Raw genomic sequence first — 23,875 nt, forward strand, 5'->3', positions numbered from 1 at the left:
TCACTTCTCCCTCACACCCCAGAGCTCGAGCCGCAAACCCGGGAATTCGCTGGCCATGTGCAGCGCCAGGCCACCATGTTTGACCATGTGCTCCCACAAGGGGCCACGCTGGTCGAGTTGGAAGTAGACGAAGCCGGCATTGAACGGGATCTGCCGTGGCGGTACGGGCAAAGCCTGCAGCGGGATGCCGGGCAGATGCGCGCGGATGAGTTCGGCAAGCCGGTCGCTTGGACCGACCTTGCAGCGCGCGGGAAACTGGCTGGCCAGTTGGTCGGCCGGTGTGTGCGACGCCACGGCGAAGACCAGGCTCGAAAAGCCCTGCAGCAGCGATGGGTCGATGCTGGCCACGCGCACGCCATTGGGGCGGTTGGCCAGAGGGATGCTCTGCGCGCTGCGCACCAGCACTTCGTTGAGCAGGCCCTGCACGTCGGCCACCAGCTCCTTGAACGAGAGATAGGGGTCGGCGTGGTTGTAGGCCGGATGGGCCAGCGGTCGGCGCGTGCTGGCACGCACGAAGGTGGCCAGTTCGGCGCTCAGCGTGCGCAGCAAGGCGTAAACGGTCTCGGGCGAAGTTTCGCCCACGCGCAGCCAGTGTTCGAGCAAAGGCTCGCAGCGGTTCAGTATCTGCAGCAGCAGGAAGTCGGATACTTCGGCGGCCTCGCTCGACTTGCCGTCGTTGCCGCTGAGCCGGCCAGCCAGGGATTCGGCACGCAGCCGGCACAGGCCGTGCAGATGGGTCAGCCAGTCTGTGAGCAAGGCACTGGCGCCATAACCCGAGACGGGCGGGATCAACGTGGTGTCGAGCGTGATGCTGCCATCGGAGCGCAGCGTGGTGACACGGGCCAGCGGCAGGCCGATCCAGGCGTCGGTGAGTTCACGTTGGGGCAGCAGGCGCAGGCGCAGTTGCGACAGCTGCACGGTCTTGGGGCCCTGCCCGATGGAATTGGCGTCGCGCAGCTCGGTGTCGAATACGTTGAAGCGTGCCAGCGAAGCCTCGGCCTGGCCGGGCTCGTCGAAGCTGGTTTCCTCGCCATGCGGCGTTCGGATCGGCACGGCCAGGTGGATGGTCTGCTCGACGTGCTCGGGCCGGATCGTCAGCGGCGCAGGCGGTGGCGTCTGGCCGGGCGTGTCGAAGGGTGTGCCGTCGGCGAAGATGCCGGTGCCGCGGGCCAGCACGACCTTGCCCAGCGACAGCGATTCACTGTCGATGGCGTATTGGCTGAAACCCCAGAAGAACGGTGTCAATGCCGCAGCACGCCTGTGCGCAAAATGCTCCAGGTAACGCTCTTGCTGCTGGAAGAGTTGCGGCCGCAGGAACAAGCCTTCGCTCCATGCAACCTTGTTGTACCAACTCATGGTGTTTCTGCTCGAGTGTGTTGGGATGGCCCGGCGGGCGCCGCCATGGCGACGCCGTGCCGGGCCGGATTTCAGGACTCTTTGTTGCCCTTGATGTCATAGCCGGCGGTGACCGCGCCGCCGCTGCCGCCCTGCGCGTTCTGCACGGCGTATTCCTGCTTGATCTTCGAGAACGACAGGCGCACGCGCTCCTTGACGCGCAGCTCGTCGGTGTTGGAGCCGAACGGCGACACGCTGGTGATGATCACGTCGGTGAAGGTGAACTTCAGGTACTCGAGCGGGTTGCCACCGGCCTTGCGCACCGTCAGCTTGGCTTCGGCCACGTGCTTGCCGGTCAGGCAATACTTCATCAGGTTGGGACTGGAACGGTCGACGTAGTGATCGAACTCGAGATCCTCCACCGTCGCCTTGCCGGCGCCGCCGCCGGAGCCGGCGTGCATGGTGGATTCCTGCAGGACTCGCCAATTGAAGGCGAGAACCTCGATTTCGTTCTTGTGGGCGGCGTCGAGCGATTCGCCTTCGATACCGGCGATTTTCAGAAAAATATCTTGTGACATGGTGAACCTCTGAGGAAAACTTCTTGAAGGGAGGGTTGGCCATGGACGGCCGCGTCCATGACGTTTCAGGGTGGCATCTGCGTGCCACTTCATCGATCGATGGGGAGTACCCGGATCAGGCCGCTTCCTTGAGCGAAGGCAGCTTGGCCACCAGACGCAGCGAGACGGTCAGGCCTTCGAGCTGGAAATGCGGGCGAAGGAAGAACTTGGCGCCGTAGAAGCCGGGGTTGCCCTCGATGTCCTCCACCACCACCTCGGCCGCGGCCAACGGGCGCTTGGCCTTGGTCTCCTGCGAGGAGTTGGTCGGGTCGGCATCGACGTAGTTCATGATCCATTCGTTGAGCCAGCGCTGCATGTCTTCGCGCTCCTTGAACGAGCCGATCTTGTCGCGCACGATGCACTTGAGGTAGTGCGCGAAACGGGTGCTGGCGAACAGGTAGGGCAGACGCGCCGACAGGTTGGCGTTGGCCGTGGCGTCCGCGTCCATGTACTCCTGCGGGCGCTGCAGCGACTGCGCGCCGATGAAAGCAGCATGGTCGGTGTTCTTCCGGTGGACCAGCGGGATCAGGCCCGACTTGGCGAGTTCGGCCTCGCGCCGGTCGGAGATGGCGATCTCGGTCGGGCACTTCATGTCGAAGCCGCCGTCGTCGGTAGGAAAGGTATGGCACGGCAGGTTCTCCACCGTGCCGCCCGACTCCACGCCGCGGATCATGGTGCACCAGCCGAACTGCTTGAAGCTGCGGTTGATGTTGACGGCCATGGCATAGGCCGCGTTGTTCCAGACGTAGTTGCGGTGGTCGGCGCCGTCGGTCTCTTCCTCGAAGTCGAACTCATCGACGGGATTGGTCTTCACGCCATAAGGCAGGCGCGCGAGGAAACGCGGCATGGTCAGGCCGACATAGCGGGAATCCTCGGTGTTGCGCAGCGCCGTCCAGGCGGCATGCTCGAGGTTCGAGGTGATCTTGGCCAGGTCGCGCGGATTGGCGAGTTCCTGCCAGGACTCCATGCCCATGAGCGACGGGCCGGCGGCGGCGATGAAAGGCGCGTGCGAGGCGGCTGAGACCTTGGCGATCGCACCGAGCAGCTCGACATCGGCCGGCGTGTGGTCGAAGAAGTAGTCAGCCACCAGGCAGCCATAGGGTTCGCCCCCGAGCTGGCCGTATTCTTCCTCGTAGATGCGCTTGAAGATCGGACTCTGATCCCATGCCACACCTTTGTGCCGGCGCATGGTGCGGCGCATCTCGTCCTTGGAGATGTCCATGAAGCGGATCTTCAGGTTCTCGTCGGTTTCGGTGTTGGAAACCAGGTGGTGCAGGCCACGCCAGGCCGATTCGACCTTCTGGAATTCCTCCTTGTGCAGCACCAGGTTGATCTGCTCGGACAGCTTGCGGTCGATCTCGGCGATGATGGCCTCGATGCTGCTATAGGCGTCGTCCGTCATCGTGGCGGCGTTGTGCAGCGCCTGTTCGGCCAGGGTGCGTACGGCGGCCTCGACGGCGCCGCGCGCCTCGTCGGTCTTGGGCTTGAATTCCTTGTCCAGCAGCGAGGCGAAATCCTGTGCATCGGCGTACTGGGTCGCGCTGGCGGTGGCGCGTTGGGCATTGGCTTTCATGTCGGCTCCTTGAATGTCGTGTCTGCCCAACTCAGGCCGTGGCGGCGGTATCCGTTGCCTCGGCTTCGGCGGCCTGCGGCTTCGGGCTTGCAGCGAGCGACTTCATCAGCGCCGGGTCCTGCAGCAACTGGTTGACCAGGCTTTCCGCGCCGGCCTTGCCGTCCATGTAGGTCTGCAGATTGGCCAGTTGCGTGCGCGCTTCGAGCAGGCGCGCCAGCGGCTCGACCTTGCGTGCCAAGGCGGCTGGCGAGAAGTCGTCGATGCTCTCGAAGGTGATGTCCACCATGAGCTGGCCCTCCCCGGACAGGGTGTTGGGCACGGCAAAGGCCACGCGCGGCTGGATGGCTTTCATGCGCTCGTCGAAGTTATCGATGTCGACGTCGAGGAACTTGCGTTCGCCCACCGGCGGCAGCGGCTGGGTCGGCTTGCCGGAGAGATCGGCGAGCACACCCATGACGAAAGGCAGCTCGATTTTTTTCTCGGTGCCATAGATCTCGACGTCGTATTCGATCTGGACGCGAGGCGCCCGGTTGCGGGCGATGAATTTCTGGCTGTTGTTGATCATGTGAACATCCTTTGGAGAACAACTCGGGGCTGGGAGAACCGCCGATCCCTTGCCCATCACGGACCGGCGCGGAACATTGCAAAGGCAGTCAGGAATATGCGGTCACGCAAGTGATGACCTCCTCTTCCACATCGGCGTCGATGCGCAGAATCCGGCGTTGGTCCTGCAGGGCGGCAAGCCAGAGCCGCGAGAGCTTGGGCAGCAATTGCTGCTCGATGAAGCCGATCAGCCGCCGCGCTTCCGTCTCGTGGGTGCCGCAGCACGCGATGATGTGATCGACCAGCGCCGCGCTGTAGCCGAGCGTGATGCCGTGCTGCGTGGCCATGCGATCGACCACCCGGTCCAGATGCAGCCGGACGATGCGCGCCAGCGCGTCCTCGGCCAGCGGCAGGTAGGGCACGACGCTGAGCCGCCCGATGAAGGCCGCCGGGAACACCGCACGCAAGGCCGGCTGCAAGGCCGCACGCAGCGCCGCGTCGTCGGGCGTCAGCACGGGGTCTTCACACAACGCCGAGATCAACTCCGAGCCGGTGTTGCTGGTCAACAGGATGGTGGTGTTGCGGAAATCGATGCGGCGACCCTCGCCGTCCTCCATCCATCCCTTGTCGAAGACCTGATAGAAGATTTCGTGCACGTCAGGGTGCGCCTTCTCCACCTCGTCGAGCAGGATCACGCTGTAGGACTTGCGCCGCACGGCTTCGGTCAACACGCCGCCTTCGCCATAGCCCACATAGCCAGGAGGCGCGCCCTTCAGGGTGGATACCGTGTGCGACTCCTGGAATTCGCTCATGTTGATGGTGATGAGGTTCTGCTCGCCGCCATACATGGCTTCAGCCAGCGCCAGCGCGGTTTCGGTCTTGCCGACGCCGGACGGGCCGACCAGCAGGAACACACCCACCGGCTTGTCGGGATCGGTCAGCCGCGCGCGCGCTGTCTGTACGCGCTCGGTGATGACCTGCAGCGCACGGCCCTGCCCGATCACGCGCCGGTTCAGCGTGTCCTGCAGGTCGACCACCGCGGCGGCTTCGTCCTGCACCATGCGGCCCACGGGAATGCCGGTCCAGTCGGCGACGATGGCGGCGACCACGGCCTCATCGACCTGCGCGAACACCATGGGCGCGTCCTGCTGCATCGCCAGCAGCGCCTGCTCCAGATCGCGCGTCGGCTGCGCGGACACGGCATCGGCGGGCTCGCCTGCAAGGTGCCCAACCGCAGCGCGCGCCGCCAGCACGGCCTCCACCAGGGCCAGTTCGTCCCGCCAACGCTGCTCCTGCCCGTTCAGTTGTTCGGCCGCGACCTGTTGTTGCGCCATGGCCGCTTCGACACGCTGTACGCGCTCGTCGCTGCCCTGGGTAACGCCGTGCTCCCGGGCCAGAAGGTCCAGCTCGAGTTGGAGCGCTGCCATGCGCTGGCGCAGGTGCGCCACGGCGGGCGGCGGCGTGTGCAGCGACATCGCCACGCGCGCGCAGGCGGTATCGAGAAGGCTGATGGCCTTGTCGGGCAGCTGGCGCGCCGGCAGGTAGCGGTGCGACAGCACCACGGCGGCGCGCACCGCTTCGTCGAGCACCGCCACCCCATGGTGCGACTGGAAGGTTCGGACCAGACCACGCAGCATCTGGATGGCCGCCGCTTCCTCGGGCTCGGGCACCTGCAACACCTGGAAGCGCCGCGTGAGCGCCGGGTCCTTTTCAATGTGCTTCTTGTATTCGCTCCAGGTGGTGGCACCCACCGTGCGCAGGCCACCCCGCGCGAGTGCGGGCTTGAGCAGATTCGCCGCATCGCCCGTGCCGGCCTGCCCACCGGCACCGACCAGGGTGTGGATCTCATCGATGAACAGCACGACGGGTTGCGTGGACTTGGCCGCCTCCGCAAGAAGCGCCTTGAGCCGCGACTCGAACTCCCCGCGCACACCCGCGCCGGCGATCAACGCGCCGACGTCCAGGCTCAGCAAACGCACTTCACGCAGCTTCGGCGGCACTTCGCCTGCGGCGATGGCCAGGGCCAGCCCTTCCACCACGGCCGTCTTGCCCACACCCGCTTCGCCGGTGAGCAGAGGGTTGTTCTGGCGGCGCCGCAACAGGATGTCGACCATGGCGCGTATTTCGTCCTGGCGGCCAATCACGGGATCGATGCCGCCGCTGCGCGCCAACGCGGTCAGGTCGCTGCAGTATTTCGCGAGCGCGGAGTCATTGCCAGCAGCGCCGTCCATCGGGGCAGCGGAGTCCCCCTCCCCCATTTCGCCGGGCGCACCATCCTGCGGCCCTTCGCCCTCTTCGGGTGAGCCCGCAACGATGGCAGCCAGGCTCTCGTTCATCTGGTCCGCGGGAATCTTGGCGAACATTGGCGAGATGCCCAGCATCACCCGGCGCAATTCCGGCGTCTGCAGCAAGGCCGCCAGCAGCCAGGCCCCACGCACGGAACGGGCGCCAAACTCGAGGCTGGCCATGACCCACGCGCGCTCGACGGCCGCGCCGATGTGGTCCGAAAAGTCGCTGAGCGCCGTCGCGCCCGCCGGCAGCACGGACAAAGCCGTGGTCAAGTCGCGATCGAAAGACGACTCGTCGAAACGGTAATGACGGCAGATGCGATGCAGGTCACCGTCGCTGGCCCGCCACAGCTGGTGGACCCAATGGGTCAGTTCCACATAAGGATTACCGCGCAGGCGGGCGAAGGCCGTGGCCGACTCGAGGGCTCGAAACAGCGTCGCGTCGAGCTTGCCAAAAAGGATGCGTCTGGAGATGGCCATGGCTCAGACCGCAACAAGATGCAACAAATTCCCGCGGCATTGGATGGACGTTCGCCAGAGGAAAACCAGAATCAACATAGGGCCTCCTTCCGTTGATCGAAGCCGCAAGGGCCGTCAAAGCATGTTTTTCACGTTTTTAAGTTTTTATTTAGTATACATATTAATACTATGTTCACATTGTTAATTTTACCAATTCATTTATTTGTTTTGCATACTCCTTTGTATTTCAATTGGTTCTAAAAATTGCGGACAAAAAAAAGCCACCATGCGGTGGCTCGAAGGCTGATCCTGGTGAACGCTATCGGGACCCGATGCGCACCTCGCCGAAGAGGTTCTTCAACTCCCTCGGCTGCGACCGCCAGTACTGCGGCGGGGCGTCCACCGTGGCACCCAGTTCGGCTGCGGCATGCCACGGCCAGTGCGGATCGAACAGGATGGCGCGCGCCAGCGCCACCACGTCGGCCTGGCCGCTGGCCACGATGTTTTCCGCCTGCGCGGGCTCGGTGATGAGGCCGACGGCAAAGGTCGGCATGCCGCAGGCGGCTTTCATGCGCTCGGCGAACGGCACCTGGTAGCCCGGCACCAGCGGGATTTTCTGCTGTGACGAAACCCCGCCGCTCGACACATGCATGAAGGCACAACCGCGTTCGGCCAGGGCCTGGCCCAGCACCACGCTCTGTTCCACATCCCAGCCGCCATCGACCCAGTCGCTGGCGGAGATGCGCACGCCGACCGGCATCGACACCGGCACGGCAGCGCGCACGGCGTCGAACACTTCGAGGGAAAAGCGCATGCGGTTTTCCAACGCGCCACCGTAGCGGTCGCTGCGCTGGTTGGCCAGCGGCGACAGGAACTGGTGGATCAGATAACCGTGCGCGAAGTGCAATTCGATGGCGTCGATGCCCAGCGCCTGCGAACGCTGCGCCGCCCTGGCGAAAGCGTCCCGGATGCGGGCCAGGCCCGCATCGTCGAGCGCGAGCGGCGCCACTTCATGCGGGTTGTGCGCCAAGGCCGAAGGCGCCGCCGTGTCCCAGCCGCCGGGCTCATCGGGCCGGATCTGCTGGCCACCTTTCCAGGGCGCGTGGCTCGAGGCCTTGCGCCCCGCGTGGGCGAGCTGTATCGCCACCTTGATGGGCGAATGCTTGCGGATGGCTCCCAGCACCTTGGCCAGGGCCGCCTGGTTGTCGTCGTTGTACAGCCCCAGGTCGTCGGGCGTGATGCGGCCGATGGCCTCCACCGCCGTGGCTTCGATGGTCAGAAGTGCCGCGCCGGACAGCGCCAGCGAACCGAGATGGATCATGTGCCAGTCGGTGGCATTGCCCTCCTCGGCCGAGTATTGGCACATCGGGGCGATGGCGATGCGGTTGCGCAGGGCCAGCGGGCCGAGGGCGAAAGGGGAAAACAGAGCGCTCATGGGCGGCAGGTCTACAAAGTGAAGGAACACCTTGCTTATAGCAGCGCGTTGCGCCGAGGGTGCGTGCAAGGTCATGCGGATCCCGCTATAGGAAGATGGCACCGGGAAGATGGCACCGAAAATTAGCGCGACGGCATGGAAACGCCGCCCCGATCTTCGGTACAGTGGGCATCGACAGCCACCACCGCCCCTCAAAAGGCAGCCTCCACGATGGACGACATCCAGACCCACCGGACGATCTCAGCCCGGAGCCGGCCGCGGCAAGAGGCCACCCGATTCCGCATCCACCTCGCGCTCGTGGCGCTGGCCTGCATCGGCGCCGGCGGTCTGCTGGCCATGCACTACCCGGTGGTCCCCGTGGTGGCGGCGGTCGCCTTTGCGCTGGCCGTCGCCGTGTTCTTGCGCTGGCCCGATCTCTGGCTGTTGGCCGTGCCGACCCTGCTGCCGCTGGTCGGCTTCGCGCCATGGACGGGATGGATCACTTTCGAAGAGCTCGATCTGCTGGTGCTGGCCGCGGCGGCCGGTGGCTACGCCCGCGCGGCCCTGCCCGGCGCCCCGCTGCCCGCCCGGGGCCAGCGCGTGCATCTGCTCTCGCCCGGGCCCCTGTTGCTGCTGTTGGCGTTCGCCCTTTCGACGCTGGTCGCCATGGAACGCGGCTTCGAGGATGCGGGCGGCTTCGCCTTCGGCTGGTACCAGGGCTACCACGAACCGATGAACAGCCTGCGCCTGGCCAAGAGCTTCTTCCTCGCGGCCTTGGTCGTGCCGCTGTGGTGGGGCGCGGTGGCCCGGCGCGGCGAGCAGGCCGCCACCTGGCTGGCCACGGGCTTGTCGCTGGGACTGGCCGCGGCATCGCTCACCACGGTGTGGGAACGCCTGGCATTCACCGGCCTCTTCGATTTCTCCAGCGATTACCGCACCACCGGCATGTTCTGGGAGATGCATGTGGGCGGCGCCGCGCTCGACGGTTTCCTCACGCTGTGTGTGCCGTTCGCGGTGCGCGAGGTGTTCTTCGCACGCTCCACCCGGCGCTGGGCCGCCGCCGTGGCCTGCCTGGCCCTGGCGGGTTATGCCTGCCTGACCACCTTCTCGCGCGGCGTCTACCTGGCCGTGCCGATCGCCGTGGCGGTGACGCTCGCCTGCTGCATGCTGAGCGCACGCCGTCAGGCCGCGTCCTCGGCACGCAGCGCCCATTCGCCGCCCGCCACCACGGCCGGGGCGCCACTGCCTGCCGCCCCGGTGGCGACCAGTGGCGGCAGCGGCCTGCTGCCCGGTGCGCTGCTGGTCGCGTCGTTCACCGCCGCGATCTGGTGGGTTTTCCCGTCCAGCGGTTACCGCGGCCTGCTGGCGCTGCTGGGCGCACTGGGCCTGGCGCTGCCGCTGGCGCGGCCGATGCGCGGCTACAAGGCGGTCGACTGGGTGATGGCCGTGATCGGTGGTGCCGTGCTCGGCGCGGGCGCGGCGGCCATCGCATCGCTCGTCGACAAGGGCGCCTACTTCGCCTATGCGCTCAGCGCCGCGTTCTGCGTCTGCATGCTCTTCCTGGAGCACCACAGCGCCGCCTTCGGTCAGCGCCGGGGCAGTGCCGGACTGGCCGCGCAGCTGGCGTTCTCCGGCTACCTGGCGCTGCTGGTCAGCGCGGTGCTGGTGGCCAACCATTGGGGCGGGCCCGGTGCGCTGAATGCCATGCTGCTGGTGGTGCTGGCATTCCTGTTGCTGGTGCTGTGGGCCGGTGCTGCACCCAAACCGCCGTGGCCTGCCAGCTACCGGTGGCAGGCCACGGCGCTGGCGGCCATGTTGATGGTGGGCGGCACCCTCGGCGTGATGGCTGGCGGTGCCTACATGAGCGAGCGCTTCTCCACCAGCGAGACCGATCTGGACGGCCGCATCGACCATTGGCGCAGGGGCTGGTGGATGCTGTCCACCCCGGCCGACCAGGCCCTCGGCAAAGGCCTGGGCCGTTTTCCGGCGAGTTATTTCTTTGCCGGCGTATCGGAGGAACATCCCGGCGACTACCGGCTGAAGTCGGAGCCGGGCAACACCTACCTCACGATCGGCGGCGGCAAGCAACGCTACATGGGCTGGGGCGAGATGCTTCGGATTTCGCAGCGCATCGCGCCCCCCACGGTACCGGCCAAGGTGTCGTTCATGGCCCGCGCGGCCCAGCCGGTCTATCTGCACCTCGAAGTCTGCCAGAAGCACCTGCTCTACAACGCCGACTGCCTGCTGGGCAGCACCACGCTCGATGTCAAGCCGGACAGCAAGGGGCAATGGCAGCAAGTGAACGTTCCGCTGCAGGGCAAGGAACTGTCCGCGTCGGCCTGGTATGCGCCGAGGCTGACCGTGTTTTCCATTGCCACAGGCACGGCCGAGGGCGTGGTCGATATCGACAGGATCACCTTGACCGATGGCCAGGGCCGCAGCCTGCTCGACAACGGCGATTTCTCCCAAGGCCTGCAGCGTTGGTTCTTCTCGAGCGACCGCAACCACATGCCCTGGCACATCAAGAGCCTGTTGATGAACGTGTTGTTCGACCAGGGCCTGGTCGGCCTGGCCTTGTTCGGGCTGCTCGGCATCACCGCCCTGTGGCGCGTGGTGCTCGGCAGCGCCAAGGACCATGCTCTCGCACCCGCCATCGCTGGCGGCCTCATCGGCTTCGTGGTGGTCGGCCTGTTCGACAGCCTGGTCGATGTGCCCCGCCTGGCCTTCCTGTTCTACCTGGTGCTGATGCTCGGGCTGAGTGTGCGGCCCGGCAAGGCGCCGCCGCTACGCCGCTGAACCTTCGCCGGCCGCTTTCCTTGGCGGCGCGGCCTGGGCCAGAGCTGACACCAGCCAGCCCATGCCCAGCGCCAGCACGACCGAAGTGATCTCCGGCGTACGCCCCGGCAAGTAGCGCTGCAGCCATTCGCAGGCCAGCGCCAGCAGCGCCACGCCGGCGGCGGCGTAACGCCAGTCGTAGCCCGCGCGCACGGCGACACAGACCATCGAGCCGAAACACAGGCATTCGAAGGCCACATTGGTGATCACGGATTCGATGTTGCCCGCCAGCGACGACCCGAACGGCATCCAGCCCATGGGCAGTGGCTGCGCGCGCCATTGCCAGGGCCAGATCGCCTGCATCAGGTAGGTGGCGAGGCCCACGGCGAACAGCGCGGCCAGACGGCGTGCGGGCCGCGCCTGGTGGATCACGCCCCACAGCGCAAGCCCGCCGGCCAGGCCGAGCACCACCGCCATGCCCGGCACCTGGTGGATCACCACGAACTTGCCGCCCAGCACCAGCGCCGTCATAGCGGCGCAGGCCGGCACCAAGCCAGTCCGTCCCGGCCGGGGCCAGGCGATGGACGCCAGCAGCACCGCCACGGCTTCGAGGCCCATCACCGTCATGCCGACATGCTGCAACATGCGACGCGGCTCCCACCACGGCCGCTGCCACAGCGACTTGACGTTGTCCACGACCGAAGACACGTCGATCGTCGGGATCAGCGGAAACAGTTCCGCCACCCACCACACGCCGAGCATCAGCAACGCAAAACGGTCGGCCGCCTGCAGTGCCGCGTGATGCCCGTGCGCGCGATGCATCAACCGCACCGACCACCGGCCAGCGCACCAGCCCAGCCCATGGCCGAGCATGTTGAACACCACGTCGGACAGCGCCGGCGTGCGCGGCAGGTACTTCTGCAGCCACTGCAGCGCCGCGGCCACCACCAGTGCGATGACGAACCAGAAAAGGAAGACGCGCCCGCGTCTCGTTGCATCCTGGTGGTACCAGGCCAGCAGCCAGCCCAGCGGCACGAACAGCGCCACGTTCTCGAGCAGATCGCCCAGGCCGATCCGGCCGCGCCAGATGAAATCCTGCGGATGCGCGAAGTCCCATCTCAAGGGGTACAGCGAGCCATACACGATGAGCAACAGCACCGCGGCGATGGCGATGCGGTAGCTGCGCGCCTGGATGCGGTGGCCGGCAACGGCCGCGGTCTCAGCGTCCGGCGTCATCGGCGGTGGCGTTCAACAGCTCCTGCTGCGCTTCGGCCTGGGCCTTGATGAAGCGCCAGGTCGTCTGCATGCGCGCCAGGTGCTTGATCTCGATCGGCATCGACATCCAGAAGGTGCGCTGCATCGCCTTGGCCGGCAGGATGCGCCGCAGGCTCGGGTCCTGGCTGGCGATGAAGGCCGGCAACACGCCGATGCCCGCGCCGGCCGCGATGGCGCGGTGCTGCGCGAGGATGCTGGTGCTGCGCAGGCCGATGCGTTCGGGCCGGCACAGTTCGTCCAGGTAATGCAGTTCCTGGCTGAACAGCAGGTCGTCGACATAACCGATGAACATGTGGCGGTCCAGGTCTTCGCGCGTGAGGATGGGCGGATGCGCGGCCAGATAGTCGGCCGAGCCGTACAGGCACAGGGCGTAGTCGGTGAGCTTTTGCACGATGAACGGGCCGCGTGTTGGCCGCTCCAGCGTGATCACGATGTCCGCCTCGCGGCGCGACAGGTTCACCACGCGCGGCACGGCCAGGAGGTCGATCACCAAGCGCGGATGGCTGGCGACCAGCCGGCTCAGCTGCGGCGCCAGCATGACGGTGCCGTAGCCCTCGGTGGCGCCCACGCGCACCACGCCGGACAGGTCTTCCCCGCGGCTGCCTTGCGCATCGGCCTGGCGCTGCACACCGATGCAGGCGGTTTCCATGTCCTCGGCATGCGGCAACAGTTGCCTGCCGGCCTCGGTGAGGGTATAGCCCGTGGGTGCACGCTCGAACAACGGCGTGCCGAGCGCGGACTCCAACGCCGTGATGCGGCGCGACACCGTGGTGTGGTCGACCTCCAGCCGGCGTGCGGCCGTCACCAGCCGGCCGGTGCGCGACACCTCCAGGAAGAAGCGCAGGTCGTCCCAGTTCATGCGTTTTTCGCGCCTTGATCGCTGTGCATTTTTGCAGAATGGATATCGATTCTTGAGGCTTGTTGCGGCGTGTTTGCAATGATAGCATCGCCCTCGACACCCCCCAGCGCCAGCCGTTCGCACGGCTTTGCGCCAAGACGAAATACACCGGAGAAGACATGTCTGCCCTGCCCAAATCCCCTTCCGAAATTCAAGCACGGCCGTTGGCCGATGTGCCCACCGTCAAGCTGTTGATCAACGGCGAATTCGTCGAATCGCAATCGACGGTGTGGCGCGACATCGTGAACCCGGCCACGCAGGAGGTACTGGCCCGCGTGCCCTTCGCCACGCCCGCCGAGGTTGACGCCGCGGTTGCCGCGGGCAAGGAAGCCTTCAAGACCTGGCGCAAGACGGCCATCGGCGCACGCGCGCGCATCTTCCTCAAGTACCAGCAGTTGATCCGCGAAAACATGGCCGAGCTGGCCGCCATCCTCACCGCCGAACAGGGCAAGACCCTGCCCGATGCCGAGGGTGACATCTTCCGCGGGCTCGAGGTGGTGGAGCACGCCTCGGCCATCGGCAACCTGCAGCTCGGCGAACTGGCCAACAACGTGGCCGGCGGCGTGGACACCTACACCCTGCTGCAGCCGCTGGGCGTCTGCGCCGGCATCACGCCGTTCAACTTCCCGGCGATGATCCCGCTGTGGATGTTCCCCATGGCCATCGCCACCGGCAACACCTTCGTGCTCAAGCCATCCGAGCAGGACCCGATGGTGACCATGCGCCTGGTCGAGCTCGCGCTCCAGGCCGGCATCCCACCGGGCGTGCTCAACGTGGTGCATGGGGGCGAGGACGTGGTCAACGCCATCTGCGACCATCCGGACGTCAAGGCTGTGTCCTTCGTCGGTTCGACCAAGGTCGGCACCCATGTGTACAACCGCGCGACGCAGGCCGGCAAGCGGGCGCAATGCATGATGGGCGCAAAGAACCACGCCATCGTCATGCCCGATGCCAACAAGGAGCAGACGCTCAATGCGATTGCCGGCGCGGCCTTCGGCGCCGCGGGCCAGCGCTGCATGGCGCTGTCGGTGGTGGTGCTCGTCGGCGAGGCGCAGCAATGGGTGCCCGACCTGGTGGCCAAGGCGAAGACGCTGAAGATCGGCGCCGGCACCGAGAAAGGCGTGGACGTGGGCCCGTTGGTCTCGTGCGCCGCCTACGACCGCGTGAACGGCCTGATCGAACGCGGCGTGGCCGACGGCGCCATGCTGGAACTCGACGGCCGCCAACCCCGCGTGCCGGGCTTCGAGAAGGGCAACTTCGTCGGGCCGACGGTGTTCTCGGGCGTGAAGCCGGGCATGGTGATCTACGACCAGGAAATCTTCGGCCCGGTGCTGTGCCTGGCCGCAGCCGACAACATCGACGAAGCGATCGAGCTCATCAACCGCAACGTGAACGGCAACGGCACGGCCATCTTCACGCAGAGCGGCGCGGCGGCGCGCCGTTTCCAGGAAGACATCGACGTGGGCCAGGTCGGCATCAACGTGCCGATCCCGGTGCCGGTGCCGCTGTTCTCGTTCAGCGGCTCGCGCGGCTCCAAGCTCGGCGACCTGGGGCCTTACGGCAAGCAGGTGATCCTGTTCTACACGCAGACGAAGACCATCACGCAGCGCTGGTTCGACGACAGCACGGTGTCGCATGGGGTGAACACGACGATCAGCTTGAAGTAGTCGCAGGCGATGAACTTCGAACTCTCCGAAGAACAACAGGCCTTCGCCGCTTCCGCCCGCGCCTTCGCCGAGGCCGAATTCGCGCCGCATGCCGCGCGCTGGGACGCCGAGGCCATCTTCCCGAGGGAGGCCATTGCGCATGCCGGCGAACTCGGTTTCTGCGGCCTCTACGCACCGGAGCGCATCGGTGGCCTGGCGCTGCCGCGGCTCGACGCCACGCTGGTGTTCGAGGAAATGGCGGCCATCGACCCGTCGACCACGGCCTTCATCACCATCCACAACATGGCGGCCTGGATGATCGGCACCTGGGGCAGCGATACGGTCTGCGCGCGCTGGGGCGAAGACCTCACGGCTGGCCGCAAGCTCGGCTCCTACTGCCTGACCGAGCCCGGCGCGGGCTCCGACGCAGCCTCGCTCAAGACCCGCGCCGAGCGCGATGGCGACAGTTATGTCATCAACGGCGGCAAGGCCTTCATCTCCGGCGCGGGCGCGACCGACGTGCTGGTGCTGATGGCGCGCAGCGGCGGGCCGGGCGCGAACGGCATCTCGGCGTTCGCCGTGCCGGCCGATGCGCCGGGCATCAGCTATGGCAAGAAGGAACACAAGATGGGCTGGAACAGCCAGCCCACGCGCACCATCGCCTTCGACAACGTGCGCATCCCGGCTGACCACCGGCTCGGCGCCGAAGGCGAAGGCTTTCGCATCGCCATGAAGGGTTTGGACGGTGGGCGCATCAACATTGCCACGTGTTCGGTCGGTGCGGCGCAGGGCGCGCTCGACGCGGCGCGCCGCTACCTGCAGGACCGGCAGCAGTTCGGCAAGCCGCTGGCCAGCTTCCAGGCGCTGCAGTTCAAGCTCGCCGACATGGCCACCGAACTCGTCGCCGCGCGCCAGATGGTGCGGCTGGCCGCGAGCAAGCTCGACGCCGGCCATCCCGACGCCAGCACCTACTGCGCCATGGCCAAGCGCTTCGCCACCGATGCAGGCTTCAACGTCTGCAATGACGCGCTGCAACTGCACGGCGGCTACGGCTACCTGGCCGAGTTTCCGCTCGAACGGCTGGTGCGCGACACGCGCGTGCACCAGATCCTCGAAGGCACGAACGAGATCATGCGGGTGATCGTGGCGCGGCGGCTGCTGGACCCGGATGCGGAGGTGCCGAGGTGAACACAGCCACCGTTCGCGCTGAGCTTGTCGAAGGGCTTGGTGTCCGCAACGAGGCTTCGACAAGCTCAGCCCGAACGGTGGCGTCAAGCTCAGCCGGAGCCGTGGGGTCAAGCTCAGCCCGAACGACGAGGTAATTTTTTCAAGAAAAATCGGCCTCCAGCGCAATAACCACCTGCGCGGCCAGCTACAAACAACATAGCAAATCATGCCCATGCTCGAACCCTCCGACGTCGTCCTCTTCGAAGAACTCGCCACGATCAACGGCCGGGTCTTCGGCATCGCCACGCTGAACGCGCCGGCCTCGCTCAACGCCCTGTCGGTCGACATGGTGCGGCTGCTCACGCCCCGGCTGCGCGCCTGGGCTGCCGATGCGAACGTCGTCGGCGTGCTGCTGCAGGCCAGTGGCGAGAAGGCCTTCTGCGCCGGTGGCGACTTGCGCCAGCTCTACCAGACGCTGCGCGACTGCGGCTCCGAACGCAACGTCTACGCCGAGCGTTTCTTCGCCGAGGAATACGAACTCGACCACCTGATCCACACCTATCCCAAGCCTTTCCTGTGCTGGGGCCACGGCATCGTCATGGGCGGCGGCGTGGGCCTGATGGCCGGCGCCTCGCACCGCGTGGTCACGCCGCAAAGCCGCATTGCCATGCCCGAGATCAGCATCGGCCTGTACCCGGACGTCGGTGGCAGCTGGTTCCTGCGCCGCGCACCGGGCCGCACGGGCCTGTTCCTCGCGCTCACCGCCGCGCCGCTGAACGCGGCCGATGCCATCTTCTGCGGCTTCGCCGACATCGCCGTGCCGCACGAACACAAGGCGAAGGTGCTCGAAGGCATCGGGGCCACGGCCTGGCGTGGTGAACCCTTGGCCGACCGTGCCGCCCTCTCCCGCCTGCTGGCCAGCGCCGCGGCGGGTGCGGACGTGCCGGCGTCCAAGGTACGCGGCCATCTCGACACCATCAACGCGCTGATGGCGGGCGACGCCCTGATCGACATGGCCGAACGCCTGCGCACGCTGCACAGCGACGAGCCCTGGCTGCAGACCGCCGCCAGCACCTTCGTCAAGGGTGCGCCGAGTTCGGCGGCGCTGTCGTTCGCCCTGTGGCAGCGCGTGCTCCACATGTCGCTGGCCGAGGTGTTCCGGCTCGAGTACTGGGCCTCGCTCGGTTGCTGCGCCCATGCCGACTTCGCCGAAGGCATCCGCGCCGTGCTGATCGACAAGGACCGCCATCCGAAATGGAGTCCCGCGCGCCTCGAAGACATCACACCGGACTTGATCGAGGACCACTTGAAGCCGCGCGGCGAGATGCCGGTGGAACTGGCCACCCTCGGCCATTGAGGCTTTCAAAATCAAAGACACGCGAACCCGCCGTTCGGGCTGAGCCTGTCGAAGCCCTTGGCGACGGCAAGCAGGCACTTCGACAAGCGCAGTGAGAACGGGCGGGGTCGTCAGGCAATGCGGAGATACCAATGGCCAACCAATTCAAGGAGACAACATGAACATCGCCTTCATCGGCCTGGGCAACATGGGCGGGCCGATGGCCCTGAACCTGCTGAAAGCCGGCCACACGCTCAGCGCCTTCGACCTTTCACCTGTCGCACGCGATAAATTCGCCGCAGCCGGCCTGCCGATCGCCGCCTCGGCCGCGGCCACGCTGGCTGACGCGGAAATCGTCATCAGCATGCTGCCGGCCAGCGCCCATGTGGAAGGCCTGTACCTCGGCCGCGAGGGCCAACCCGGCATCCTGGCGCAGATCGCCGCCGGCACGCTCGTCATCGACAGCAGCACCATCGCCGCCGCCACCTCGCGCAAGGTCGCCGAAGCCGCGGCCCGACGCGGTGTGGCGATGATCGATGCACCCGTGTCGGGCGGCACCGGCGGCGCCATCGCCGGCACGCTGACCTTCATGGTCGGCGGCAGCGACGCCGACCTGGAGCGCGCGCGGCCCGTGCTCGAAAAAATGGGGGCGAACATCTTCCACGCGGGCGCGGTCGGTGCGGGCCAGACCGCAAAGATCTGCAACAACATGCTGCTCGGCATCCTGATGATCGGCACCTCCGAAGCCCTGGCCCTGGGCGTGGCCAACGGGCTCGATCCCAAGGTTCTCTCCGAGATCATGCGGCGCAGCTCGGGCGGCAACTGGGCGCTGGAGAAATACAACCCGCTGCCGGGCGTGATGGAGACGGCGCCGGCGTCCAAGGCCTATGCGGGCGGCTTCGGCACCGACCTGATGCTCAAGGACCTGGGCCTGGCGCAGGAGAACGCCTCCGCCGTGCACGCGGCGACGCCACTCGGCGGCCTGGCGCGCAACCTGTATGCGGCGCACAGCCTAGCGGGCCATGGCGCGCTCGATTTTTCGAGTGTGATCAAGCTGCTGCAAAAGAAGGCCTGACAAACGGCCCAAGCACTTACTTCGCGCCGGCCTTCTTGGTCGAGCTGCGTTTGGTGACGGCCTGTTTCTGCGCCTCCTGCACACCTGCGCTGGACTGCAGCTTGCGGCAGTCGGAGTTTTCGCCGGGGCCGGTTTCGATCAGCGGGAGCAGGGCCGCGATCGGCGCCACGGCGAGCAGCGCCACGGCCCCGCCGGCGCGCGCCAGCAACGGGCCTTTTTCCAGCGAAAAATCCGGCTGCTTGAAGCTGCCGTAAAGCCGCACCGGCGTGCGCAACGACAGGATGCCCATGCTTTTCGGCTTGGGCGTGAGCGTCATGTCGAAGCGCTCGTTCTTCAGGTTGAAGCCGCCCTCGCCCAGGATCTGCGTCTGCTCGGTGTCGACCACGATCAGGTCCGACTTGCCGATACCGTCCTTGATGTCGAACACCATGCCGCCGCAGTTCACGCTGATGGTCTTGTCGCCGCCGGCCAGCAGCTTGAGCACCTTGCCGCCATTCAGGCCGCTGGCGGCGTCCAGCAGGTTGGAGATGCGGCCGTTGGAGATCGCCGCCGACACCTTGCCATTGGACGCGGCGGCCGCATCGGCGATGGAATTGCCGGCGCCGGCCAGTTGCACGCTGGCCCCCAGCAGCCCCGCGCCTTGCGCCAGCTTGGAATCGGCCGGCACGAGGCGGTCCATGCGGATGCTGCGGAAGTCGATCTTGGCGTCGGTCTTGATCACCGGCTGCCGCGCATCCAGGCTGAGCTCGGAGGTGATCTTGCCGCCAGCGAAGCCGAACTCCAGCGGCGTGAGCTTGAGCAAGCCGTCGTTGAGTTTCAACACCACATTCATGCTCTCCAGCGGCAGATCGACCGGCACCTCCAGCTTCTTGGCCACCAGCGTGAAGTCGGCATCGATCTTCTGCAGCCGGCTGCCGTCGAACGAACCCGCGGGCAGCACGTGGTCGGGGTCCACCCGGTTCGCCTTGCCGGCGGCGCCCTTGGCGGTATTGGTGTCGGCCTGCGACAGCGCGGGTTTGCCGCCGCTTTCCTTGGTCTGCACACCGACGATCGGCCCGAGGTCGGCCACGTGCAGTTTGTTGCTCACCAGGTCGGCCTTGAGCAGCGGGCGCGGCTTCTGGTCGATGTAGGAGGCGCTGCCGCTCACATCGGTCGAGCCGATGCGGCCCTTGAGGTCGTCCATGCCGTAGCGGTTGCCTTTCAGCACCAGATGGCCCTGCAGGCTGTAGGGCGGCGAAGCCGGCAGCGGCAACAGCAGGAAGGGGTACAGGTTGGCGAGCGTCTGGCCCTGGATCTTGAGCTGGGTGTCGATGGCCGTGATGTTGGCCGCGTCGGCGATGGTGCCCTCCACCGACAGCTTGGTCGTGCCGGCCACCAGGTCGCCCTTCAGCGGAAACGGCACACCCGTCTCCTGGAAGCTCAGCACCTCGCCGCTCAGGGCCGTGCCCGAGAACCCCGCACCATGGTAACTACCCTTGAAGGCGTAACGGGTGGCGTAGCGGTCATTGACCGGCTTGGCGTCCGCGTCCTTCACCTGCGCCTGCTTGGCCGGGTCGAAGGTCGAGGCCATCACGTCGATGTCGAACGGCTCTCCGTGGTTCAGGTAGCGCAGGCGCCCCTCGTCGACCGACAGGCTGCCGATGCGCAGCTTGCTCGGCTCGGTGCTCTTGGATGGTTCCTGGAAGGTCCAGTTGCGCCGGCCGTCCTTGTGCTGCTCGAATAGCAACTCCGGTTTCGCCAGCGCCACGCGCGGGATGTAGACCTTGCCGGGCAAGTCACGCAGGGAGACGGAAAACTCCACCTGCGCGATGCGGGCCATGGCCTGGTCGTCCGCCCAGTCGGCGTTACCGAAATACACGTCGCGCATGCTGATGGTCGGCGTCAAGCCCAGGCGCACATGCAGGTCGGAGATGGTGAAGGTGCGCTGCGTCTTGTTCGAGATGTAGCGCTCCAGCGGATGCCGGAACCAGTTCCAGTCGAACAGCAGCACCAGGACGACCAGGGCGACCAGCAGCGCCACGAGGATCGGATGCCGGCGGGGAAACGAAACGGTGCGGGAGGTCGTCATGCAGGCCGAGCATACCGGCGAAGCCACGCCGGGTTAGCAGGCCAGGGCCCGTATGCCCGTAGGCAGGGTCCGACGTCCGCGTGGCGCACGAGCGGATCGATGCGGCAGCGAAGCCCGCTAATCCTCGACTTCTACCCACGCCGGGGCATGATCGCTCGCGCCTTCGAGGCCACGCACGGCCTTGTCCACCCCCGCGGCCTTCATGCGAGTTGCGAGCTTGGGGCTCAGCAGCAGGTGGTCGATGCGAAGGCCGGCGTCGCGTGGCCAATGGTTGCGGAAATAGTCCCAGAAGGTGAAGGCCGGCTTGTCGGGGAACTGCTCGTGCAGCGCATCGGTCCAGCCTTGCTTCAGCAGCTTCTGGTAGGCCGCGCGCGGTGCTGGCTGCAGCAGCGCGTTGTTCTGCCAGGATTTGGGCGAATAGATGTCGGCATCGGTCGGCACCACGTTGTAGTCGCCCGCCAGCACCACCGGGTGGCCCGACTTGAGCAGGCCGGCCGCATGCGCCAGCAGCCGTTCGAACCAGACGAGCTTGTAGTCGAATTTCGGACCGGGCTGCGGATTGCCATTGGGCAGATACAGGCAGCCGACCACGATGCCGCGCACCGCGGCTTCGACATAGCGGCTCTGCAAGTCGGCCGGATCGCCGGGCAGGCCGCGCCGGATCTCCAGCGGTGCCGCACCACGTGCGAGGATGGCCACGCCGTTCCAGCGCTTCTCGCCGACCACCAGCGCTTCATAGCCGGCTTCGCGCACCGCCTCGACGGGGAACTGCGTCGTGGTGCATTTGAGTTCCTGCAGGCAGACCACGTCGGGTCGGGTCACGTCGAGCCAGGCCTTGAGCACGGGCAGACGCGTGCGCACGCCGTTGATGTTGAAGGTGGCGATGCGCAAGCGGCTGTCGTCCTTCAAGATGACTTGCTGGCCGAAGGCTTGAAGTCGAGCAGCTTCATGGCCTTGGACAGGCTTTGCGGCGCATAGGCATCCCATGGAGAGTTGCCCCGATGCAGCCGCGTCTGGATGTTGGTGATGGTCCAATGCGCGCCGCTGCCGATGCTGTCCAGCTCGTCCCAGGCCATCGGCACCGACACCCCCAGGCCCGGCCGTGCGCGTGCGGACCAGGCCGAAGCCGTGGTCGCGCCGAAGCCGTTGCGCAGGTAATCGACGAAGATTTTGCCCACGCGGTTCTTCGGCCCGCTTTTGGCCACGAACAGCTGCGGCAGCGTCTTTGCCAGGTGCTGCACCACGGCCTGCGAAAACGCCTTCACCGTGTCCCAATCGTGTTGTTTCTTCACGGCCACCACCACATGCAGGCCCTTGCCGCCACTGGTCTTGACGAAGGATTCGAGGCCGAGCTGCGTGAGGAACTCATGCACCAGCTTCGCGGCCTGCTGCATGCTCTCCCAGGCGACGCCTTCACCGGGGTCGAGGTCGAAGGTCATGCGGTCGGGCTTGTCGATGGCGGTCTTCACGCCGTTCCAGGTGTGGAATTCGATCACGTTCATCTGCGCGGCAGACAACACGGCCTGTGCCGTGGGCACCTCCATCAACGGCGCGTGGTCCGGGTCGAGCGCCTGAGACAGCGGCTTGACGCCGGGCATCTTGCCTTCCATGTGCTTCTGGAAGAAGAGTTCGCCCTGGATGCCGCCGGGCGCCCGCACCAGCGAGACCGGACGCCCCTTGAGATGCGGCAGCAGCAACGGTGCGATCAGCGCGTAGTACCGCACCACGTCGAGCTTGGTCAGGCCGGTGGAGGGGTCGATGACGCGTTCGGGATGCGTCACGTGCAGCTTCGACCGCGGAACCGCGGCCTTGGCTTTCGATGCAGCGCCCCTTTCAGCCACGGCATGCACCGGCTTTTCGCGCTTGATCGCCAGCGGCTTCTTGTCTTCGCGCAGGCCGTGGAACACCGCATGGCGAATGCGGCCCGAGCCCGTCCATTCGCCGAACGACACCTCGGCCAGCAATTGCGGCTTGACCCAATGCGCCTTGCGGTCCAGGTCGGTCTTCGCCGAGAACGGACTTTGGTCGGCGGCCACGGCATCGAGCCTCGCCTTGAGTTCACCCAAGGTCTTCTGGTCGAAACCCGTGCCCACGTTGCCCGCATACACCAGCGCGCCCTTGTCGTCGTGCACGCCCAGCAGCAGCGAACCCAATGCGGTGCGCGTGCCCTGCGGATCGGTGTAGCCGCCGATCACGAACTCCTGGCGCTGCGTGCACTTGAGCTTGATCCAGTTGGGCGAACGCCGGCTGCTGTAGGGTGCGTCCTTCTTCTTGCCGATGACGCCTTCCAGGCCCATCCGGCAGGCGGAGGCGACCAGGTCCTGCGGCCGTACGTCGAACACGTCGCTGAACCGCAGCGATGGCGGCGTCTTCTCGTCGAAAAGCCCTTTGAGCAGCGCACGCCGGGTTTCGAGCGGTTCATGGCGCAGATCCCGGCCGTCGAGAAAAGGCGCGTCGAACAGGTAATAGACGATGCTTTCCGTCTCGCTGCTGTCGAACGCGTTCTGCAGGCGCTGGAAGTCCGGTACGCCCTTGTCGTTGGCCACCACGATCTCGCCATCCAGCCAGCCCGACTTGAGTTTGAGTTTGGCGATCGCCTTGGCCAAATGCGGCAGCTTGTGGGTCCAGTCGTGGCCGTTGCGCGTGAACAGTTGCACCGTCTTGCCCTCCACACGCGCGAGCATGCGGTAGCCGTCGAACTTGATCTCGAACAACCATTGACTGGGATCACCCGGCACCCCATCGACGAGCGTGGCCAGCTGGGGCTGAATCGTGGCTGGCAGCGCGGCTTTTTCCCCTGGCGTTTCGCTCGCCCTGACTTTGGCAGCCTTTGCCGGCGTCCTGGTCTTGCTTCGCAACGGCACGACACTATCGGGCATCTCGTCGACCACGCTGAAGTCCGCGGCGGGTCGTGCGAAGGCGTCCTTTTCCTTGATCAGCAGCCAGGGCGGCTGTTTCTCGCCCTTGCCCTTCATGCGGATCAAGGCCCAATGGCCCTGGATCTTTCGGCCGTGCATCTCGAACTTCAGGTTGCCGTCGCGGTAACCCTTGGCCGCGTCGCCGAGTGGCGTCCACGTGCCCTCGTCCCAGATGATGACCTTGCCCGCGCCGTACTGGCCCGCGGGAATCTCGCCTTCGAACTGGTTGTAGGCGATGGGGTGGTCTTCCACCTGCACCGCCATGCGTTTGTCCTTGGGGTCGTAGCTCGGCCCCTTGGGCACGGCCCAGCTTTTCATCGCGCCGCCGAGTTCGAGCCGGAAGTCGTAGTGCAGGCGCGAGGCCCAGTGTTTCTGGATCACGAAGGCGAGTTGGCCGTCTTTCGATTCGCCGCCTTCCGCCGGCTCGGAGGTGATGTCGAAGTTGCGCTTGGCCTTGTAACGCGTCAGCAGGTCGTCCATGGCTTGTG

The 23,875-nt window shown here is 66.3% G+C and carries 16 protein-coding genes; 5 read left to right on the forward strand and 11 right to left on the reverse strand.

All coding sequences use genetic code 11. The features are described 5' to 3' along the window. The 6 genes from tssK to RD110_RS14795 all read right to left on the reverse strand — a co-directional run bounded on the left by tssK (window position 1) and on the right by RD110_RS14795 (window position 8,250). On the reverse strand, window positions 1–1,356 hold the full coding sequence (tssK, locus tag RD110_RS14770) for a type VI secretion system baseplate subunit TssK (RefSeq protein WP_076200174.1): 1,356 nt from the start codon (window positions 1,354–1,356) through the stop codon (window positions 1–3). Window positions 1,357–1,427: 71 nt separating this feature from the next. Then, window positions 1,428–1,913, reverse strand: a complete 486-nt coding sequence (locus RD110_RS14775) for an Hcp family type VI secretion system effector (protein WP_076200175.1) — start codon at window positions 1,911–1,913, stop codon at window positions 1,428–1,430. A gap of 115 nt (window positions 1,914–2,028) precedes the next feature. Then, entirely contained in the window at window positions 2,029–3,525 is a 1,497-nt protein-coding gene (tssC, locus tag RD110_RS14780) for a type VI secretion system contractile sheath large subunit (protein WP_076200176.1), read from the reverse strand. Between the two features lie 31 nt (window positions 3,526–3,556). Continuing rightward, window positions 3,557–4,090 (reverse strand): type VI secretion system contractile sheath small subunit, encoded by a 534-nt coding sequence (tssB, locus tag RD110_RS14785; protein WP_076200177.1) that lies wholly within the window; start codon window positions 4,088–4,090, stop codon window positions 3,557–3,559. Window positions 4,091–4,178: 88 nt separating this feature from the next. Then, window positions 4,179–6,836, reverse strand: coding sequence for a type VI secretion system ATPase TssH (tssH, locus tag RD110_RS14790; protein ID WP_076200178.1), 2,658 nt, complete (start codon window positions 6,834–6,836; stop codon window positions 4,179–4,181). 298 nt (window positions 6,837–7,134) lie between these two features. After that, window positions 7,135–8,250: an NADH:flavin oxidoreductase/NADH oxidase gene (locus tag RD110_RS14795; RefSeq protein ID WP_076200179.1), complete on the reverse strand. Its 1,116-nt coding sequence runs from the start codon at window positions 8,248–8,250 to the stop codon at window positions 7,135–7,137. A 210-nt stretch (window positions 8,251–8,460) separates the two neighbouring features. On the opposite strand from RD110_RS14795, the gene RD110_RS14800 reads away from it, so the two are divergent. Continuing rightward, a complete protein-coding gene (locus RD110_RS14800; protein WP_157900194.1) occupies window positions 8,461–11,025 on the forward strand; it encodes a hypothetical protein in 2,565 nt (854 codons plus the stop codon). Here the strand turns inward: RD110_RS14800 and RD110_RS14805 are convergent. Both RD110_RS14805 and RD110_RS14810 read right to left on the reverse strand, forming a co-directional pair. Beyond that, on the reverse strand, window positions 11,014–12,240 hold the full coding sequence (locus RD110_RS14805; protein WP_076200181.1) for a VanZ family protein: 1,227 nt from the start codon (window positions 12,238–12,240) through the stop codon (window positions 11,014–11,016). The genes RD110_RS14800 and RD110_RS14805 overlap by 12 nt on opposite strands. After that, on the reverse strand, window positions 12,224–13,138 hold the full coding sequence (locus tag RD110_RS14810; RefSeq protein WP_076200182.1) for a LysR family transcriptional regulator: 915 nt from the start codon (window positions 13,136–13,138) through the stop codon (window positions 12,224–12,226). Before RD110_RS14810 ends, RD110_RS14805 begins: the two co-directional genes overlap by 17 nt. Window positions 13,139–13,296: 158 nt before the next feature. Here RD110_RS14810 and RD110_RS14815 point away from each other — a divergent pair, with 158 nt between their 5' ends. The 4 genes from RD110_RS14815 to mmsB all read left to right on the forward strand — a co-directional run bounded on the left by RD110_RS14815 (window position 13,297) and on the right by mmsB (window position 18,401). Continuing rightward, window positions 13,297–14,844, forward strand: a complete 1,548-nt coding sequence (locus RD110_RS14815) for a CoA-acylating methylmalonate-semialdehyde dehydrogenase (RefSeq protein ID WP_076200183.1) — start codon at window positions 13,297–13,299, stop codon at window positions 14,842–14,844. 9 nt (window positions 14,845–14,853) lie between these two features. Continuing rightward, window positions 14,854–16,011 (forward strand): acyl-CoA dehydrogenase family protein, encoded by a 1,158-nt coding sequence (locus RD110_RS14820; protein ID WP_076200184.1) that lies wholly within the window; start codon window positions 14,854–14,856, stop codon window positions 16,009–16,011. A 211-nt stretch (window positions 16,012–16,222) separates the two neighbouring features. After that, window positions 16,223–17,347: an enoyl-CoA hydratase/isomerase family protein gene (locus RD110_RS14825; RefSeq protein ID WP_076200185.1), complete on the forward strand. Its 1,125-nt coding sequence runs from the start codon at window positions 16,223–16,225 to the stop codon at window positions 17,345–17,347. A gap of 157 nt (window positions 17,348–17,504) precedes the next feature. Further along, window positions 17,505–18,401, forward strand: a complete 897-nt coding sequence (gene mmsB, locus RD110_RS14830; protein ID WP_076200186.1) for a 3-hydroxyisobutyrate dehydrogenase — start codon at window positions 17,505–17,507, stop codon at window positions 18,399–18,401. A gap of 16 nt (window positions 18,402–18,417) precedes the next feature. Here mmsB and RD110_RS14835 read toward each other — a convergent pair whose 3' ends face one another. The 3 genes from RD110_RS14835 to ligD all read right to left on the reverse strand — a co-directional run bounded on the left by RD110_RS14835 (window position 18,418) and on the right by ligD (window position 23,867). Then, window positions 18,418–20,469: an AsmA family protein gene (locus RD110_RS14835; RefSeq protein ID WP_076200187.1), complete on the reverse strand. Its 2,052-nt coding sequence runs from the start codon at window positions 20,467–20,469 to the stop codon at window positions 18,418–18,420. 117 nt (window positions 20,470–20,586) lie between these two features. Continuing rightward, complete coding sequence (locus RD110_RS14840) at window positions 20,587–21,378, reverse strand: exodeoxyribonuclease III (RefSeq protein WP_076200188.1); 792 nt, start codon at window positions 21,376–21,378, stop codon at window positions 20,587–20,589. Further along, window positions 21,375–23,867, reverse strand: coding sequence for a DNA ligase D (gene ligD, locus RD110_RS14845; RefSeq protein WP_076200189.1), 2,493 nt, complete (start codon window positions 23,865–23,867; stop codon window positions 21,375–21,377). The genes RD110_RS14840 and ligD overlap by 4 nt, the downstream gene beginning before the upstream one ends. Between the last annotated feature and the right edge of the window lie 8 nt (window positions 23,868–23,875).

Origin of the sequence: Rhodoferax koreense (assembly GCF_001955695.1) — a bacterium.
Taxonomy (GTDB): domain Bacteria; phylum Pseudomonadota; class Gammaproteobacteria; order Burkholderiales; family Burkholderiaceae_C; genus Rhodoferax_B; species Rhodoferax_B koreensis.